The organism is Uniformispora flossi (assembly GCF_049534875.1).
Classification (GTDB): Bacteria; Actinomycetota; Actinomycetes; order Streptomycetales; family Streptomycetaceae; genus Yinghuangia; species Yinghuangia aomiensis.
Window position 1 is genome coordinate 146,985 of the sequence record NZ_JBMULZ010000010.1, and the last position, 17,122, is coordinate 164,106.

The 17,122-nt window shown below is 72.4% G+C and carries 11 protein-coding genes; 10 read left to right on the forward strand and 1 reads right to left on the reverse strand.

The genetic code is table 11. The annotated features are described in order from the left end of the window. Positions 1-285: 285 nt before the first annotated feature. The 7 genes from ACPA54_RS22475 to ACPA54_RS22505 all read left to right on the forward strand — a co-directional run bounded on the left by ACPA54_RS22475 (position 286) and on the right by ACPA54_RS22505 (position 9,880). On the forward strand, positions 286-2,430 hold the full coding sequence (locus ACPA54_RS22475; protein ID WP_423532485.1) for a putative bifunctional diguanylate cyclase/phosphodiesterase: 2,145 nt from the start codon (positions 286-288) through the stop codon (positions 2,428-2,430). A 152-nt stretch (positions 2,431-2,582) separates the two neighbouring features. Beyond that, positions 2,583-2,882, forward strand: coding sequence for an Asp-tRNA(Asn)/Glu-tRNA(Gln) amidotransferase subunit GatC (gene gatC / locus ACPA54_RS22480; RefSeq protein WP_423532487.1), 300 nt, complete (start codon positions 2,583-2,585; stop codon positions 2,880-2,882). A gap of 2 nt (positions 2,883-2,884) precedes the next feature. Beyond that, positions 2,885-4,378, forward strand: coding sequence for an Asp-tRNA(Asn)/Glu-tRNA(Gln) amidotransferase subunit GatA (gene gatA, locus ACPA54_RS22485; protein ID WP_423532489.1), 1,494 nt, complete (start codon positions 2,885-2,887; stop codon positions 4,376-4,378). A gap of 39 nt (positions 4,379-4,417) precedes the next feature. After that, positions 4,418-4,651 carry a hypothetical protein gene (locus ACPA54_RS22490; RefSeq protein WP_345673210.1) on the forward strand — a complete coding sequence of 78 codons (234 nt, stop codon included), beginning with the start codon at positions 4,418-4,420 and terminating at the stop codon, positions 4,649-4,651. Further along, entirely contained in the window at positions 4,648-6,153 is a 1,506-nt protein-coding gene (gene gatB, locus ACPA54_RS22495; RefSeq protein WP_423532491.1) for an Asp-tRNA(Asn)/Glu-tRNA(Gln) amidotransferase subunit GatB, read from the forward strand. Before ACPA54_RS22490 ends, gatB begins: the two co-directional genes overlap by 4 nt. Before the next feature lie 325 nt (positions 6,154-6,478). Further along, complete coding sequence (locus ACPA54_RS22500; RefSeq protein ID WP_345673212.1) at positions 6,479-6,664, forward strand: hypothetical protein; 186 nt, start codon at positions 6,479-6,481, stop codon at positions 6,662-6,664. Positions 6,665-6,868: 204 nt separating this feature from the next. Next, complete coding sequence (locus ACPA54_RS22505; RefSeq protein WP_423532493.1) at positions 6,869-9,880, forward strand: helix-turn-helix transcriptional regulator; 3,012 nt, start codon at positions 6,869-6,871, stop codon at positions 9,878-9,880. Positions 9,881-10,028: 148 nt separating this feature from the next. Here the strand turns inward: ACPA54_RS22505 and ACPA54_RS22510 are convergent, their stop codons facing one another. After that, positions 10,029-11,165: a PQQ-dependent sugar dehydrogenase gene (locus ACPA54_RS22510; protein WP_423532680.1), complete on the reverse strand. Its 1,137-nt coding sequence runs from the start codon at positions 11,163-11,165 to the stop codon at positions 10,029-10,031. Positions 11,166-11,250: 85 nt separating this feature from the next. On the opposite strand from ACPA54_RS22510, the gene ACPA54_RS22515 reads away from it, so the two are divergent. The 3 genes from ACPA54_RS22515 to ACPA54_RS22525 all read left to right on the forward strand — a co-directional run bounded on the left by ACPA54_RS22515 (position 11,251) and on the right by ACPA54_RS22525 (position 17,048). Beyond that, the gene (locus ACPA54_RS22515) at positions 11,251-12,234 is read left to right on the forward strand and encodes a 2-hydroxyacid dehydrogenase (RefSeq protein WP_423532495.1); all 984 of its coding nucleotides are present in this window, start codon (positions 11,251-11,253) and stop codon (positions 12,232-12,234) included. A 156-nt stretch (positions 12,235-12,390) separates the two neighbouring features. Next, positions 12,391-13,929: a DUF2079 domain-containing protein gene (locus tag ACPA54_RS22520; RefSeq protein ID WP_423532497.1), complete on the forward strand. Its 1,539-nt coding sequence runs from the start codon at positions 12,391-12,393 to the stop codon at positions 13,927-13,929. A gap of 392 nt (positions 13,930-14,321) precedes the next feature. Next, entirely contained in the window at positions 14,322-17,048 is a 2,727-nt protein-coding gene (locus tag ACPA54_RS22525; RefSeq protein WP_423532499.1) for a putative bifunctional diguanylate cyclase/phosphodiesterase, read from the forward strand. Positions 17,049-17,122 lie beyond the last annotated feature (74 nt).

A 17,122-nucleotide genomic window follows, 5' to 3' on the forward strand; every position in this document is an offset into this window, starting at 1 on the left:
TCGCCAACGCCGCACCACGGCAACCGGCCGGACGCCGTATCTGACGTCCCGTCAAGCGCCGTGGTGAGGAAGGAAGTCGGAAGCCGACCCTCCGAATCCGGACGCGGGCGTTCTGGGCGATAACGCTGCCGCCTGCACCCTTCGCCCCCTACCCTGATCGGGAACCCGGTCGTCGCCGGGCTTGCCGCCCGGTCGCGGAACGTGTTGCGTACCCCTTGCCGCGGCCGGGCAGTCCGGCCCGCCGGACGGGAGAACCGCCCGGAAGAGCCGCAGGGGAGCATGTGCATGCGACGGATCGGACGCACGGATCTGTCGCGTATCGCGCGCCCGGGCCCCTTCCTCGCCAACATCCTCGTCGTTACCACCGTCGGCAACCTCGCGCTGTTCGGCGCGGTCGCCGGCGAACTGGCGTCCGGCGAGACCCCGGTGCCGTACACCGAAGCCGACCTGTGGATCCTGCTCTGCCTCGTGCTGCTCGACGGCCTGCACACCGGTATCACCCGCCGCGGCCTCTACGTCCCCGGCGCCGTGCCGTCCGTCGCGGTCACCTACGCGCTGCTGATCGTGCACGGCTGGGTCGTCGCCTCGATCTGGCAAGCGGTCCCGGTGGTGGTGGCCTGCGTGCTCCGCCGCGACGCGCTGTGGCGGATCGCCTACCTCGTCGGCCACTACATCCTGGCGTTCCTCGCCGCGGAGGGACTGCTGCGGCTCTGCGGGATCAGCCCCGGACCCGACGTCGTCCGGCACCTCGACGCCGACGAATTGCCCGCGGTCCTGGCCGCGGGCGCTGTTCTGGTCGCGGTGTCGCAAGGCCTCGGCTGGCTGCTGCGGTCGAGCTGGCGCGGCACCCGGCCGAGCGCCCTGGCCCGCGAGGAACTCCGCTCCCGCCTCCTCGCGCACGGCGCGCTCATCGGCCTCGCGCCGCTCATCGCCGTCGTCACGCACGCCAACCCGTGGGCGCTCCCGCTGTTCGCCGGCCCCATGTTCAGCCTCTACCAGGCCACCCGGGTCAGCTTCGACCGCGAACAGGACGCCCGCCACGACCCGCTGACCGGCCTGCCCAACCGGCGGCTGCTCCTGGAACGCGGCGAACGCGCCCTGCGGCGCGCCGACGGGTCCCGCAAAGTCGCCCTGTTCCTCCTCGACCTGCACCGGTTCCACGAGGTCAACGACACCCTCGGGCACCTGTCCGGCGACCGGCTGCTGCGCCAGGTCGGGCAGCGGCTGCGCGACGTGGTCGGACCCGCGGACACCGTCGCGCGGCTCGGCGGCGACGAGTTCGCGGTGCTCATCCCGGACCTGCGGCCGATCGACGTGGAATTCGGGGTCCTGCCGCCGGAGAAGATCGCGCTGGCCCTCGCCCGGCAGGTCGTCGAGGTCCTCGGCGAGCCGTTCGAACTCGACGACTTGTCCCTCGACATCGAAGTCAGCGTCGGCGTAGCGGTGTTCCCCGACCACGCGGACGGCATGCAGGGACTCCTGCAGTACGCCGACGTCGCCATGTACCTCGCCAAGCGGCTGCGCAGCGGCGTGGAGCTGTACGACCCGGCGCGCGACGTCAACACGCGCGAGAAGCTGCTGCTGCTCGGCGACCTGCGCCGCGCCCTCGACATGCACCAGGTCGAACTGCACTACCAGCCGAAGGTGTCGTTCACGACCGGCCGTGTCGACGGCTGCGAGGCACTCGTGCGCTGGTGCCACCCCGAACGCGGCTACATATCGCCGGAAGAGTTCGTGCACCTCGCCGAAGAGACCGGCCTCATGCCGCGGCTGACCCGCTACGTCGTCGACGAAGCACTCGCCCAGGTGGCGATCTGGCACCGCGCGGGCATCGACGTGCCGGTCGCGGTCAACGTGTCCGCCCGCGACATCCACGCCCCCGCGTTCGCCGACACGGTCGCCGCCGGACTGCTGCGGCACGGCGTGCCGCCGGGCGCGCTGCACCTGGAGATCACCGAACGGGTGCTGCTGGAGGAGCCGCAGCGCGCCGCGGACAGCCTCGACTCGCTCCGCAAGCTCGGCGTGCGGCTGTCGCTGGACGACTTCGGCACGGGCTACTCGTCGTTCGTGCACCTGCGGCACATCCCGGTCAGCGAGATCAAAATAGACCGCTCGTTCGTGGCCCGGCTGACCGTCGACGAGGAGGACGCCGCGATCGTCCGCTCCACCGTCGACCTCGCCCACTCGCTCGGCCTCCGGGTGGTCGCCGAAGGCGTCGAGGACGACGCGACCTGGGACCGGCTGCGCGACCTGGGCTGCGACAGCGCGCAAGGCTGGCTGATCGCCCGCGCGCTGCCCCGCGACGAAGCCACCGCCTGGCTGGTCCGGCACGGCGTCGGCGCCCGCATGGCCCCGCACCGCCACACCGCCGACAAGCGGTCCGCGGAGCGGCCGCTGCCCGCGCAGCGGCAGACCCGGGTCACCGGCTGAAGCACCGCGGGGCCGTCCGACGGCTGCCCCGCCGGGTCCCGGACCACCTCTCACCCTCAGGTGCACCCCTATATGCCATGGGGTCGACCCCGCCCGGGAACTAGGATGGCCACGACCCAACCATCCCCAGCCACCCCTGAAGGAATCGCTGCATGCCTGGCATCACGCGCGAGGAGGTCGCCCACCTCGCCCGGCTGTCGCGGCTGGAGCTGCAGGCCGAGGAGCTAGACCACCTCGCCACGCAGCTCGACGACATCATCGGCGCGGTCGCCCGCGTCGGCGAGGTCGCCGCCGACGACATTCCGCCGACGTCGCACCCGCTGCCCATCACCAACGTGATGCGGCCCGACCGGGTCCAGCCGGGGCTCACCCCCGACCAGGCCCTGTCCGGTGCGCCGGCCGCCGAGGACCAGCGCTTCCGCGTCCCGCGGATCCTCGGGGAGGAGCAGTAGCGATGGCCGATCTGACCAGGCTCACCGCCGCCGAGACCGCCGCGAGCATCGCGTCCGGCGACGTCTCCGCCGTCGAGGTCGCCCAGGCGCACCTCGACCGCATCTCCGAAGTCGACGGCAAGGTCCACGCCTTCCTGCACGTCGACACCGACGGCGCGCTCGCCGCCGCCAAGGCCGTCGACGACCGCCGCGCCAAGGGCGACGCACTCGGCCCGCTGGCCGGCGTCCCGCTCGCGCTCAAGGACGTGTTCACCACCGAGGGCGTCCCGACCACGGTCGGCTCGAAGATCCTCGAAGGCTGGCTCCCGCCCTACGACGCGACGGTCACCCGCCGCCTCAAGGACGCCGGCGTCGTCATCCTCGGCAAGACCAACATGGACGAGTTCGCGATGGGCTCCTCCACCGAGAACTCCGCCTACGGCCCCACCGGCAACCCGTGGGACCTCACCCGCATCCCCGGCGGCTCCGGCGGCGGCAGCGCCGCCGCGCTCGCCGCGTTCGAGGCGCCGCTGGCGATCGGCACCGACACCGGCGGCTCGATCCGGCAGCCCGCCGCGGTCACCGGCACCGTCGGCGTCAAGCCCACCTACGGCGGCGTCTCCCGCTACGGCCTCGTCGCGTTCTCGTCGTCGCTCGACCAGGGCGGCCCGTGCGCGCGCACCGTGCTCGACGCCGCGCTGCTGCACGCCGCGATCGCCGGGCACGACCCGAAGGACTCCACGTCCATCGACGCGCCCGTCCCGGACGTCGTCGGCGCCGCGCGCAGCGGCGACGTGCGCGGCATGCGCATCGGCGTGGTCAAGGAGTTCGGCGGCGAGGGCTACCAGGCCGGCGTCACGCAGCGCTTCACCGAAGCCGTCGAGCTGCTGCGCGAACTGGGCGCCGAGGTCGTGGAGATCTCCTGCCCGCACTTCCAGTACGCGCTGCCCGCGTACTACCTGATCGCCCCGTCCGAGGCGTCGTCCAACCTCGCGCGCTTCGACGCGATGCGGTACGGCCTGCGCGTCGGCGACAACGGCGAGCGCTCCGCCGAAGAGGTCATGTCGCTGACCCGCGAGGCCGGCTTCGGCCCCGAGGTCAAGCGCCGGATCATGCTGGGCACCTACGCCCTGTCGTCCGGCTACTACGACGCCTACTACGGCCAGGCGCAGAAGGTCCGCACGCTCATCTCGCGGGACTTCGACGCCGCGTTCGCGCAGGTGGACGTGCTGGTCTCGCCGACCACGCCGACCACCGCGTTCCCCATCGGCGAGCGCGCGGACGACCCGATGGCGATGTACCTCGCCGACCTGTGCACGATCCCGTCCAACCTGGCCGGGAACGCCGCGATGTCGCTGCCGTGCGGTCTGGCGCCCGAGGACGGCCTTCCGGTCGGCCTGCAGATCATCGCGCCGACCATGGCCGACGACCGGCTCTACAAGGTGGGTGCCGCCGTCGAGGCCGGGTACCTCGCCCGGTGGGGCGGTCCGCTGCTGGACCAGGCCCCGGCGCTGTAACGCCCGGAACTCGCACGGGAACTTTCGAGGAGACACGCGATGGCCAAGAAGAAGGCCCCCAAGAGCAAGGCCGGCAAGATCATCGGCGTCGGCATGCAGGTGTTCGGCGCGATCGGCGTCATGAAGCAGATCAAGGAAGCCAAGGGCAAGCACGACAAGCTGGAGCTGGCCGACGCGCTGATCTCGGCCGCCGCCGTCGTCACCGGCTTCGCGCTGCTCATCCGCTCGCTCCGCGAGGAGCAGGACGACCACGCGGAGATCGAGGAACTGTGACCGCCACGCAAAACCTGATGTCGTACGAGGACGCGCTCGCCGCGTACGACCCCGTCATGGGCCTTGAGGTCCACGTCGAACTCGGCACGCACACCAAGATGTTCTGCGGCTGCTCGACCGTGTTCGGCGGCGAGCCCAACAGCCAGGTCTGCCCGACCTGCCTCGGCCTGCCCGGCGCGCTCCCGGTGGTCAACGCCACCGCGGTGGAGTCCGCCATCCGCATCGGCTTGGCGCTCAACTGCAGCATCGCGGAATGGTGCCGGTTCGCCCGGAAGAACTACTTCTATCCGGACATGCCGAAGAACTTCCAGACGTCGCAGTACGACGAGCCGATCGCGTTCGATGGCTACCTGGACGTCGAGGTGCAGGGCAAGACGTACCGCGTCGGCATCGAGCGCGCGCACATGGAAGAGGACACCGGCAAGTCGACGCACGTCGGCGGCGCCACCGGCCGCATCCACGGCGCGGACTACTCGCTGCTCGACTACAACCGGTGCGGCATCCCGCTCATCGAGATCGTCACCAAGCCGATCGAGGGCGCGGGCGAGCTCGCCCCGGAGATCGCCAAGGCGTACGTCGCCGAACTCCGCGACCTCATCAAGGCGCTCGGCGTCTCCGAGGCCCGCATGGAGCTGGGCCAGATGCGCTGCGACGCGAACCTCTCGCTGCGCCCGCACGGCCGGGAGCAGTTCGGCACCCGCTCGGAGACGAAGAACGTCAACTCCCTGCGGTCCGTCGAACGCGCCATCCGGTTCGAGATCCAGCGGCACGCCACCGTGCTGTCCGAGGGCGGCACGATCGTCCAGGAGACCCGGCACTTCCACGAGGAGGACGGCAGCACCACGGCCGGCCGCATCAAGGAAGAGGCCGAGGACTACCGGTACTTCCCGGAGCCCGACCTGGTCCCGGTGGCGCCGTCCCGCGAGTGGGTCGAAGAGCTGCGCACGACGCTCCCGGAGAAGCCCTCGGTGCGCCGCAAGCGCCTCCAGGCCGACTGGGGCATCAGCGACTTCGACATGCAGTCCGTGGTCAACGCGGGCGCGCTCGACGCGATCGTCGAGACCGTCGACGCCGGTGCCGACTCGGACGCGGCCCGCAAGTGGTGGCTCGGCGAACTCGCCCGCAACGCCAACGAGCGGGGCGTCGAGGTGACGGCTCTGCCGATCACCCCGGCGCAGGTCGCCCGGGTGGCCGCGCTGGTCAAGGCAGGCGAGCTGAACGACAAGCTGGCCCGCCAGGTCATCGAAGGCGTGCTGGCCGGTGAGGGCGACCCCGACCAGGTCGTCGAGAAGCGCGGTCTGAAGGTCGTGTCCGACGAAGGCGCGCTCGGTGCCGCCATCGACGCCGCGATCGCCGCGCAGGGCGACGCGGTCGCCAAGATCCAGGGCGGCAACCTCGGCCCGGTGGGCGCGCTCATCGGCGCGGTCATGAAGGCCACCCGCGGCCAGGCCGACGCGGCCCGGGTCCGGGAGCTGATCCTGGAGAAGCTCGGCGTCTCCTGACGCCGGCCCGGCTCCGCCCGACGGGCGCCGTTCCCCACCCCGGGGACGGCGTCCGTCGGCGTTTCCGGGGCGTCTGAGGCCCCCAACGCGGGCAAACGCCCCGCACCCCATGCATGTAGGTGCCACGTATCGCCTGCCTAAGCCCCCCTGAGGGGGCCTTAGGCCCGCCTGAGGCCCCGCGGCCCGGCAAGATCGGGCATCCGCCCGATGCTCGGGCGGGGTCTGGGACGCGAACCTTATGACATGCCCCCGGAAGGCCGGGAGCCCCCGGAAAGAGCGGAACCGACAACGGAGCCGCCGCCGGGACGTCACAAGGAGAAATCGCATGTTGGAGTACGAGTACTTCCGGGCCCGCGAGAACGAACTGCACCGTGCCGCCGAGCACGAGCGCACCGTGTCCCGTGCCCTGCGCACCCGCCGCGAGCAGCGCCGCCAGGCACGCCTCGCGGAGCGCGACTCACGGTCTTCCAGTACCGGAGGCATTGCCGGGTCCGTACGGCCCGCACTGTGAAAAGACCAGAGGTCCGGGATGCCTGTCGGGGGCGGCCCGGACCTCTTCGGCGGACGCGCGGGCGCGCTGACAGGACGCGCCCGCGCGTCCGGCCGTTTCCGGCAGGGAACCCGCCGGCCGTCCGGACGCCCCCGGAAAACCGCCCGGCGGTTCACGTGTGACCTGCGACAACGCAGTGCGCCCTGGGAGAAAAGGAGGGGCCCGGTGACGGTCCTTCATGACATCCTCGACTGCGTGCCTTCTGTCGCTGTCAGTCCCGTTTTCGTCGGCCGCCTGCCCGAGCTGTCGCGGCTCGCCGAGGCCTTGCGGGACGCCGACGGCGGGACACCCGCGGTCGTCCTCGTCGGCGGCGAGGCCGGCGTCGGCAAAACCCGGCTGCTCCAGGAGTTCCTCGCCCAGGCCGAGTCCTCCGGCGCGGTCACCGCGGTCGGCGGCTGCCTGGAGCTGGGCGCCGAAGGCCTGCCCTTCGCCCCGGTCTCCGCCGCGATGCGCGCCCTGTCCGACGGCCTCGGCCCGGAACTCGCCGACGCGGTCGCGGGCCGCGAGCACGACCTCGCGTGGGTCATGCCGCACATCGCCCCCGCCCCGGCCGGCGACGCCTCCGGCGACTACGACCGCGCCCGCCTGTTCGAACTCATGCTCCGCGTCCTCGAACGCCTCGGCCAGGACCGCACCCTCGTCGTCGCCTTCGAAGACCTGCACTGGGCGGACGCCTCCACCCGCGAACTCCTCGCCTTCCTCATCCGCTCGCTGCGCCGCGGCCGCATCCTCATCGTCGGCACCTACCGCGCCGACGCCGTCGACCGGCGCCACCCGCTGCGGCCCTTCCTCGCCGAACTCGACCGCATCCGCGCGGTCCGCCGGCTCGACCTCGGCCGGCTCACCCGCGCCCAGGTCGGCGAACAGCTCCGCGGCATCCTCGACGAAGACGTGCCGCGCCGCCTGGTCCGGCAGATCTTCCAGAAATCCGAAGGCAACGCGTTCTTCGTCGAAGAACTCGCCTGCAGCGTGCGCGGCGGCCGCCTCGACGGCCTGTCCGACACCCTTCGTGACCTGCTCCTCATCCGCGTCGAGGAGCTTCCCGAAGCCGGGCAGCGGGTGGTCCGCTTCGCCGCGGTCGGCGGCAGCACCGTCAACCACGCGCTACTCAGCGAGGTCGCCGGGCTCGGCGGAATGGAACTCGACGACGCCCTCCGCGCCGCCATCTCGCGCTACGTCCTGCTGCCCACCAAGGACGGCGACGGCTACCAGTTCCGGCACGCCCTGGTCCGCGAAGCCGTCCGCGACGACCTGCTGCCCGGCGAACGCATGCGCAAGTACGTCCGCTACGCCGAAGCCCTCGAACGCAACCCCGAGCTGGTGCCCGCCGACGAGCACGCCAGCCGCCTGGCGATGTACTGGTACCACGCCGGACGCGCGACCGAGGCGCTGCCCGCGGTCCTCGCCGCCGCCGAAGCCGCCCGCGCCCGCTACGCGTTCGGCGAGCAGTTCCGCCTCCTCGAACGCGCCCTCGAACTCTGGGAGCAGGTCGCCGAACCGGAAGCCCTCACCGGCATCACCCTGCTCGACCTGCTGCTGACCGCCATCCCGCCGGCCCGCTTCGACAGCGCCTACGACAAGGCCCTGGCGTTCACCCGCCAAGCCCTCGACCTCGTCGACCCCGCCGAAGACCCGCGCACCGCCGCCCACCTGTGGACGCTGCGCGCCGGACTGCTGCGCAACAGCAGCCGGTCCAGCGGCCTCGCCGAACTCCAGAAGGCCGAAGCGCTCCTCGTCGACCTCCCGCCGTCCATCGAGCACGCCCGCGTGCTCGGCCAGATCGCGCGCGACGAGATGCTCGAAAAGCCCACCGAGAAGTCCGTCGCCACCGCCCGCGAAGCGCTCGCCATCGCGCAGCGCATCGGCAGCCCCGCCGACGAAGCCGCCATCCTCAAGACCCTCGGCTGCCTGCTGGTCAGCCTGAGCCACGTCGAGGAGGGGCTGGCGCAGTTCGACGAAGCCCTCGCGATCGCCAAGCGCGCCTCCGAACCCGACATCATGTGTCTGGTGCTCAGCAACCAGGCCTCCGTCCTGGAAGGCCTCGGCCGGCACGTCGAAGCCGCCGACGCCGCCCGGGAATCCGCCGGGATCGCCCGCGAACGCGGCCTGATGCGCGGCATCGGCGCCTTCACCATCGGCAACCTCGCGGAAAGCCTCATCTCGCTCGGCCAGTGGGACGAAGCCGACCGGCTCCTCGACGAGTCGTTCGAATACGACCCCAAGGCCCAGACACAGGCCCACATGCACCAGCTCGTCGTGCAGATAGCCCTGGCCCGCGGCGACATCGCCCGCGCCACCCACTGCCTCGACAAAGCCCGCGAGATGGCCGCCAGCAAGTGGTACATCGAGCCGCAGTTCCGGCTGCCGCTGCGCACCCTCGAAGTCGCCGTCGCCCGCCGCCTCGGCCGCCTGACGGACGTCCGGGAGATCCTCGCCACCGAACTCGGCATCCCGCTGCCCGCCGGGCACCAGCGCTACGTGTGGCCACTTCTCGTCGAAGCCGCCCGTGCCGAGGGCGACGTCACCGAACTCGCGGGCTACCCGCGCGGGGGAGCGGAGCTGAAAGCCCGCCAGGAAGCCCTCACCCGGATCCGCACGGCCGCGCTGTCGCTGGCCCGCGACTGCGAGATGGACGCCGCGCACGCGGTCAACCTCCGCGCCGAACTCGCCCGCGCGGAAGGCGAAGCAACCGTCGCCCTGTGGGAGGACGCGGTCGCCGGATGGGAGAAGGCGGGCCAGCCCTACGTCCTCGCCCGGGTCCGCTGCCGCCTGGCCGCCGTGCTCATCGCGGCCGGCGACCGCGGCCGCGCCGCCGAGGTGCTGTCCGCCTCCCACCACGCCGCGGTCGCGCTCGGCGCCCGCCCGCTGGCCGAGGAAACCGAACTCCTCGCCCGCCGCGCCCGCCTCCCGCTCGACGGCACCCCCGTCCCCGGCCTGCGCGCGGCCGACACCGCCGACGCCGTCGTGACCGACGGCCCGGTCCTCACCCCGCGCGAGCGCGACGTCCTGCGGCTCGTGGTGGACGGCCGCAGCAACCGGCAGATCGCCGAGGAACTCTTCATCAGCGTGAAGACGGCGAGCGTCCACGTGTCGAACATCCTCGGCAAGCTCGAAGTCTCCAGCCGCGGCGAAGCGGCCGCGCTCGCCAACCGCCTGCAACTGCTCGACACGGCGTGAGGGGAGCACGGACGGGGGCTGAGGAGGAGTGACGGGCGTTGCGGACCACGGCCACCCCGGTTCGCCGCTCCTTGCCGCGCCGCAGCCCGCCCTGCCCCCGCCCGCGTCCTGCCGCCCGCCCTCCTGCGGCCCCGCCGCCGCACAGAGGTCAGCTCAGGTGCACCGCCAACACCCGGTCGTCGCCCGGCTGCGGTGACCCCCGGCCGTCCGTGTTGTTCGTGAGGACCCACAGCGTCCCGTCGGGCAAGGCCAGCACCGTCCGCAGCCGCCCGTAACGCCCCTCGAACCACGCGACCGGCGTGCCGACTTCGATGCCCCGGATGGGGATCTGCCACAGCCGCTCACCGCGCAGCGCCGCCATGTAGATCACGTCGCCGGAGATCGCGATCCCGCTCGGCGAGGCCTCCGACGTCGGCCACTGCGCCTTCGGGTCGACGAACCTCGGGTCGCCCGCCTGTCCTTCCACGACCGGCCACCCGTAGTTCGCGCCCGGCACGATCAGGTTGATCTCGTCCCACGTGTCCTGCCCGAACTCCGACGCCCACAGCCGCCCCGCCGAGTCCCACGCGAGGCCCTGCACGTTGCGGTGCCCGAGGGTGTAGACGACCGAGTCGGCGCGCGGATTGCCCGGTGCGGGCTTGCCGTCCGGCGTCATCCGCAGGATCTTGCCGCCCGGCGACGACGGGTCCTGCGCGAGCGGCTTGTCGCCCGCCTCGCCGGTCCCGGCGTAGAGCATGCCGTCCGGGCCGAAGGCGAGGCGTCCGCCGTTGTGGTTCGAGCCCGACGGAATCCCCGACAGCACGACCTCGGCCGGACCCAGGCCGCCGTCGGGGGAGTAGCGCATCCGCAGGATCCGGTTGTCCGAGTCCGTCGTCGTGTAGACGTACAGCAGCCCGTCGCGGTCGAACGCGGGGGACAGCGCCAGTCCCAGCAGCCCGCCCTCGCCGCGGTGCACCGACCCCGGCACGCGGCCGACCTCCACGACGCCCGTGGTGTGCGGCCCGAACCGGGAGATCGCTCCCGTGTCCCGGTCGGTGACCAAGGTGTCCCCGTCCGGCAGCCGGGCGAGCGCCCACGGCGCGTCGAGCCCGGTCACCACGTCGCCCGTGACCGTCAGTGCCGGCACCGTGCCCGCCGTCGGCCCGGGCGGCTCGGACACCCGCGCGCCGGAGCCCGGCGCGACGACCGACGGCTTCCCCGCCGAGGACGACGACGATTCCGAACAGCCCACCGCGGCAACGGCCAACGCCGCCGCACAGGCCACCGCCACCGCCCGGGACCGGATACGCACCACGGGATCCGCCTCTCGCCGCCGACCATGCCGGGAACCCGCCCCGGTTGCCCCCTGGAGTGTCCGTAGAGTTCCCCGCATGGCCTCAGCGACAACCCCCGTGCACCCCGGCGGCGCCACCTCCGCCCCGCACCGCGTCCTCGTCCCGTACCCCCTGGCCGACCTCGGCCCGGTCCCCGAGGGCATCGACCCCGCCGCGGTCGACGTGTACGACGGCATCGCCGAGCCGCCCGCCGCGCACACCGACGTCGCGTTCTACGTCCTGCCCTACACGTTCGACCCCGCCCCGCTCCGGCTGCTCGCCGACATGCCGCAGGTCCGCGTCGTCCAGACCCTCACCGCCGGGTACGAGCACACGCTGCCGTACCTGCCCGACGGCGCGACGCTGTGCAACGGCCGCGGCATCCACGAAGCAAGCACCGCCGAACTCGCCGTCACCCTCACGCTCGCCTCGCTGCGCGGTATCCCCGCGTTCGTCCGCGGTCAGGACTCCGGCGAATGGCTCGCGGGCTTCTACCCGGCGCTCGCCGACAAGACCGTGCTGATCGTCGGCTACGGCGCCATCGGCGAAGCCGTCGAACGCCGCCTCGCCGGCTTCGAGACCGACATCGTCCGCGTCGCCTCCCGGGCCCGCACCACCGCCGACGGCGCTCCCGTGCACGCCGCCGCGGACCTGCCGAAGCTGCTGCCGCACGCCGACGTGGTCGTCCTCGTCACGCCGCTCACCGCCGCCACCCGCGGCCTCGCCGACGCCGAGTTCCTGTCCCACATGCGGGACGGAGCGCTGCTCGTCAACATCTCGCGCGGCGCGGTCGTCGACACCGGCGCCCTGCTCGCCGAGGTCGCCACCGGGCGGCTCACCGCAGCCCTCGACGTGACCGACCCCGAGCCGCTGCCCGCCGACCACCCGCTGCGGCACGCGCCCGGCGTGCTCATCAGCCCGCATGTCGGCGGCAGTTCGTCGGCGTTCCTGCCGCGCGCCCAACGCCTGATCCACCGTCAGCTCACCGCGTGGGGGACCGGACGGCCGCTCGCCAACATCGTGGCCGGACCGGGCGCCTGACCCGCATCGCGACCGGGCCCGCCCGCCGCGGACATCGTTCGGATTATTTCCGGGGCAGCCGGCAACCGGCGGCCCCGGAGACCGCGTTTCCCGTTGTAAGGTCTGGGTCCGCGCCGCAGGGGGGCAACCGAAGGCCGCGCATCGAAGCGGAGAACCATGAAGATTCCGGCCAGCCGACTCGGCCGCGCCGCGGAGGGCACGATCGCCACCGAAACGGACACCCGCACCCGCATCCCCGGCGAACTCCCGGGTCCGGTGGAAGGCGGCCGGTCCGAACGGCGCGGCCTGCCCGCGCGGCTCGGACTCGGGCCGGAAGCCGTGCCGTACCTGCTCTTCACGGCCTTCGCGATCGTCTACACCACGTACGCGCTCCTCAAGCACCGCCGCATGGAGACGCACGCGTACGACCTCGGCCTCTTCGAACAGGTCGTCCGCAACTACGCGCACTTCCGCGCCCCCGTCTCGGACATCCGCGACCCCGGATTCAACGTCCTCGGCGAGCACTTCCACCCGATCCTCGCCCTGCTCGCGCCCGTCTACCGGATCTTCCCCGGGGCCGGCACGCTGCTCGTCGCGCAATCCGTGCTGATCGCGCTGTCCGTCGTGCCGATGACCCGCATGGGCATGCGCACCTTCGGCAACCTCGGCGGTGCGGCCTTCGGCATCGCCTACGGACTCAGCTGGGGCCTGCAGAGCGCCGTCGCGTTCGAATTCCACGAAATCTGCTTCGCCGTGCCGATGCTGGCGTTCGGCCTCGAACGCCTGCTGCGCGCCGAGTACGGCCCCGGCGTCTGCTGGCTGCTGCCGTTGGTGCTGGTCAAGGAGGACCTGCCGCTCACGCTCGTCGCGGTCGCCTGCTGGCTCGCCTGGAAACGCCAGTGGAAGTGGGCGGCCGTCTCCGCGGGCGTCGGCATCGTCGCGTTCGTCCTCGTCGTGTTCGTCGTCCTGCCGTCGCTGAACGACACCGGCACCTATCCGTTCTGGGGCAACCTCGACGGCACCGAACGGGCCGGCAACGCGGTGCCCGGCGCGAGCGCGGCGTCCGTCCCGCTCGGCGACCTGGCGCTCGGGCTGCCCAAGCACATGCTGTTCCCCAGCGTGAAGTGGATGACGCTGTTCATGCTGCTGCTGCCGACCGGGTTCCTCGCCCTGCGGTCGCCGCTGCTCGCGCTCGTCCTGCCGACGCTGCTGTGGCGCTTCACGTCCAGCAACCAGTACTACTGGGGCACCGCCTTCCACTACAGCGCCGTCCTGATGCCCATCGTGTTCGCGGCCTTCGCCGACGCGGTGACCAGCCTGCGCGCATCACGCCGGGACTGGCTGCGCCGGTACGCCGCCAAGGCGGCGATCGTCCCGATAGCCGTCTCGGTCTCCCTGGCCCGTGACTTCCCGCTCATGGAACTGCTCCACAAGCCGGAGTGGGTGGTACCCGAACGCGTCCACCGTGCGGAGGAACTCCTCGCGCTCGTCCCTGACGGCGTCAACGTCGCCACCACCGAACGCCTCGCCCCGCGCCTCACCTCCCGCGACCGGGTCACCGCCTTCCCGACCGTGCTGCCCGGCCCCGGCTGGCTCGCCATCGACGCGTGGGACGGCAAGCAGGAGTGGGCCAAGAGCTGGATCGACTTCATGGTCGAGCAGCAGGGCTTCACACGCGTGGCCTCCGGCAAGGGCGTCGTCATCCTGAAGCGCTAGACGCGCCGGGCCGACGGGTCGCCGGCCGGATCGAGCCACAGCCGTCCCACCGGCCTCTCCCTTCCCGAACTTCGCCGGTCGTTATCCGGCCACCGCCCCTTCTCCTGCGGGTTCCGGCGCAAGTTGCGGGAAGCCGTCTTGCACCACACCAAAGTCCGTTACCCTGTGTTTCTGAGAGAAAGCACACAGTGACGGAAGTGGTGTATCGTCCGATTCGTGGAACGCCGGGCCCTGGTTTCCCCAGGATCCGGTGAGGAGGGGAGTCGTCACATGCCGGGGGAATTCCGCGCCGCCTGCGCCGGTCCCGCCGCCCGCACGCCGAGTCCGGCCGCGGACGGCCCGAGCGGGCGCGATCGCTGACCTTGTCCGGAACCCGCACCAGGCGGCGTGTCGTGGCCGTCGCCGTCCCCCTGTGCGTCGCGTACACGATCGGCGCGATCCTGGGGTGGGGCAGCCCCGCGGTCTCGCTCACCATGGGCGATTTCGGGTTGTCCGCCGCCGCCGGGACCGCCGCCGTCTCGTGCCTGGCCCGCTCCGTCGGCCAACGCGACCGGGTCGGCCTGTCCTGGGCGCTGCTCGGCATGTCGGCCCTGATGGTCGCCGTGGGCAACGGCATCTGGGGCTGGTACGAAGTCGTCCTCGACCAGACCGTGCCGACGCCCGGCCCGGCCGACTGGTTCTTCCTGTTCTTCGCGCCGCCCGCGATCCTCGGCCTGCTGCTCGTCGCCCAGCGCCCCAAAGGCCTCGCCGCCTGGGTGTGCATCGTGCTCGACGGCTGGCTCGTCGCCGGGTCGCTGTTCACCCTCGGCTGGAGCCTCGCGCTCGCCCGCGCCGCCGACGGCGACCGCACCGACGCGCTGAAGATCGCGCTGACGCTCGCCTACCCGGTGATGGACATCCTGCTCGTCAGCATGGTCCTCGGCCTGCGCTTCCGGGCCGGCAGCGCCGACCGCGCCGCCCTCAACGCGGCCCTCGTCGCCCTCGCCGTCACCGTCGTCAGCGACGCGCTGTGGACCACCCCCGGCCTGCACGGCGGCTACCGCTCCGGCGAACTCCTCGACGCGGGCTGGTTCACCGGCAGCATCCTGCTCGCCGTCGCCCCGTGGATGGGCGACGTGGACCACCCGCCGCCGGACGCCGCCGCCGACCCGGCGCCCGTGCACCGCACGCTGTCCATGCTGTCCGCGCTCACCCCCTATATCGCCGCCGCCGTGTGCACCGCGGGCGTCCTCGGCGACGCGGTGGCCGGACGGCGCCTCGACCCCGTGGTCCTCGTCGCGGGCGGCTCGGTCCTCGTCGTCCTCGTGCTGCGGCAAGGCATCATGCTCGTCGACAACGTCTTCATGGCCCAGGAACTCGCGGTCGCGGAAAGCCACTTCCGGTCCCTCGTGCAGGGCTCCAGCGACGTCATCATCATCGCCCGCCGGGACGGCGTGCTGGAGTACGTCAGCCACGCCGTGCGCCGCGTCTACGGCTTCGAGCCCGAAGAACTCGTCGGGACCCGCCTCGACCTGCTCATCCACCCCGACGACAACGCCCGGGTGCAGAGCGAGCTGCGGCGCTTCCTCGACGAGGCCGGACAGCCCGCGATGACCCGCGTCGACTGCCGGGTCCGGTCCGCCGACGGCACCTGGCTGCACACCGAATCCGCGGTCAACCACTACGGCGACGGCATCATCCTCAGCAGCCGCGACGTCACCGACCGCGTCGAACTCCAGACCCGGCTGGAACACGACGCGTTCCACGACCGGCTCACCGACCTGCCCAACCGCGCGCTGTTCGAGGACCGCATCCAGCACGCGCTCGCCCAGCGGCGCGGCCAGACCCCCACGGTCGCCGTGCTCTTCCTCGACCTCGACGGCTTCAAAGCGGTCAACGACGCCGGCGGCCACGCGGTCGGCGACGAACTCCTCGTCCAGGCCGCCCGCCGCCTGGAGCACGCGGTGCGGGTCGGCGACACCGTCGCCCGGTTCGGCGGCGACGAATTCGCCGCGCTGCTGGCCGGCGACGCCTCCCCGAAAGCCATCCGGGAAATCGCCGAACGCCTGCTCGCCACGCTGTCCGCGCCCTACCGGATCGGCGGACAGGAAGTCCGCGTCGCCGCGTCGATCGGCATCGCGTTCTCCACCCCCGGCATCGACCCCGCCGAGCTCATGCGCAACGCCGACCTGGCGATGTACCGCGCCAAGTCCGGCGGCAAAGGCCGCGTCGAGGTGTACGCACCGCAGATGCACATCGACGCCGTCCGCCGCGTCGAACGCGCCGCCCGGCAGCGCCGCGCCCTCCACGAGAAGCGCCTCACCGTGCTCTACCAGCCGGTCGTCGACCTGGCCACCGGCCGGATCCGGGACGTCGAAGCGCTGCTGCGCCGCCGCGACGACCGCGGCGCGCTGATCGGCCCGGCCGAGTACCTGCGCCAGTCCGGTGCCGTCTCAGGTGCCGACACCCCCGCCCCGCTCGGCCGCTGGGTCCTCGAAGAGGTCGCCGACCAGGCCGCGCGCTGGCGTGCCGAGGGCCACGACATCGGCGCCAGCGTCAGCCTCCCCGCCCGGCAGCTCACCGCGCCCGGCTTCGTCGACACCGTCGACGCCGTGCTGCGCGGCTCCGCCCTGCCGCCGCACGCGCTCACCCTGGAGATCACCGAGAACGTCCGCGGTGAAAGCGCCGGCGCGTTCCTCGACCGCATCGGCGCCCTCAAGCGGCTCGGCGTGCGGCTGTCCGTCGACGACTTCGGCACCGGCCACTCGTCGCTCGCCTACCTGCGCCGCATGCCCATCGACACGCTCAAGATCGACCGCTCGTTCGTCGCCGAGGTCGGCACGTGTCCGCACCTGACCGCGCTCACCTCGACGATCGTCCGGCTCGGCCTCGACCTCGGGCTCACCCTCGTCGCGGCCGGCGTCGAGACCCCCGACCAGGCGGTCATGCTGCGCGACATGGGCTGCCAGCGCGGCACCGGGTTCCTGTACTCCGGCCCGCTCGAAGACGACGGTGTGCTGCACGTCCTGCGGACCGGCACACTGGGGGAGACCGCCGTGGTCCCGAGCGGTGCGGCACCCGCCGAACCCGCACCTCCGGAACGCTCCCCGGCGCTGCCCGTCCAGCGCCCGCAAGGCTGAAATGGGACGATCAGTCCGTATGCTGAGACCCGAAACAAGCCCGCTTGACACCGAGTGGCCCTCGGAGGAATGGT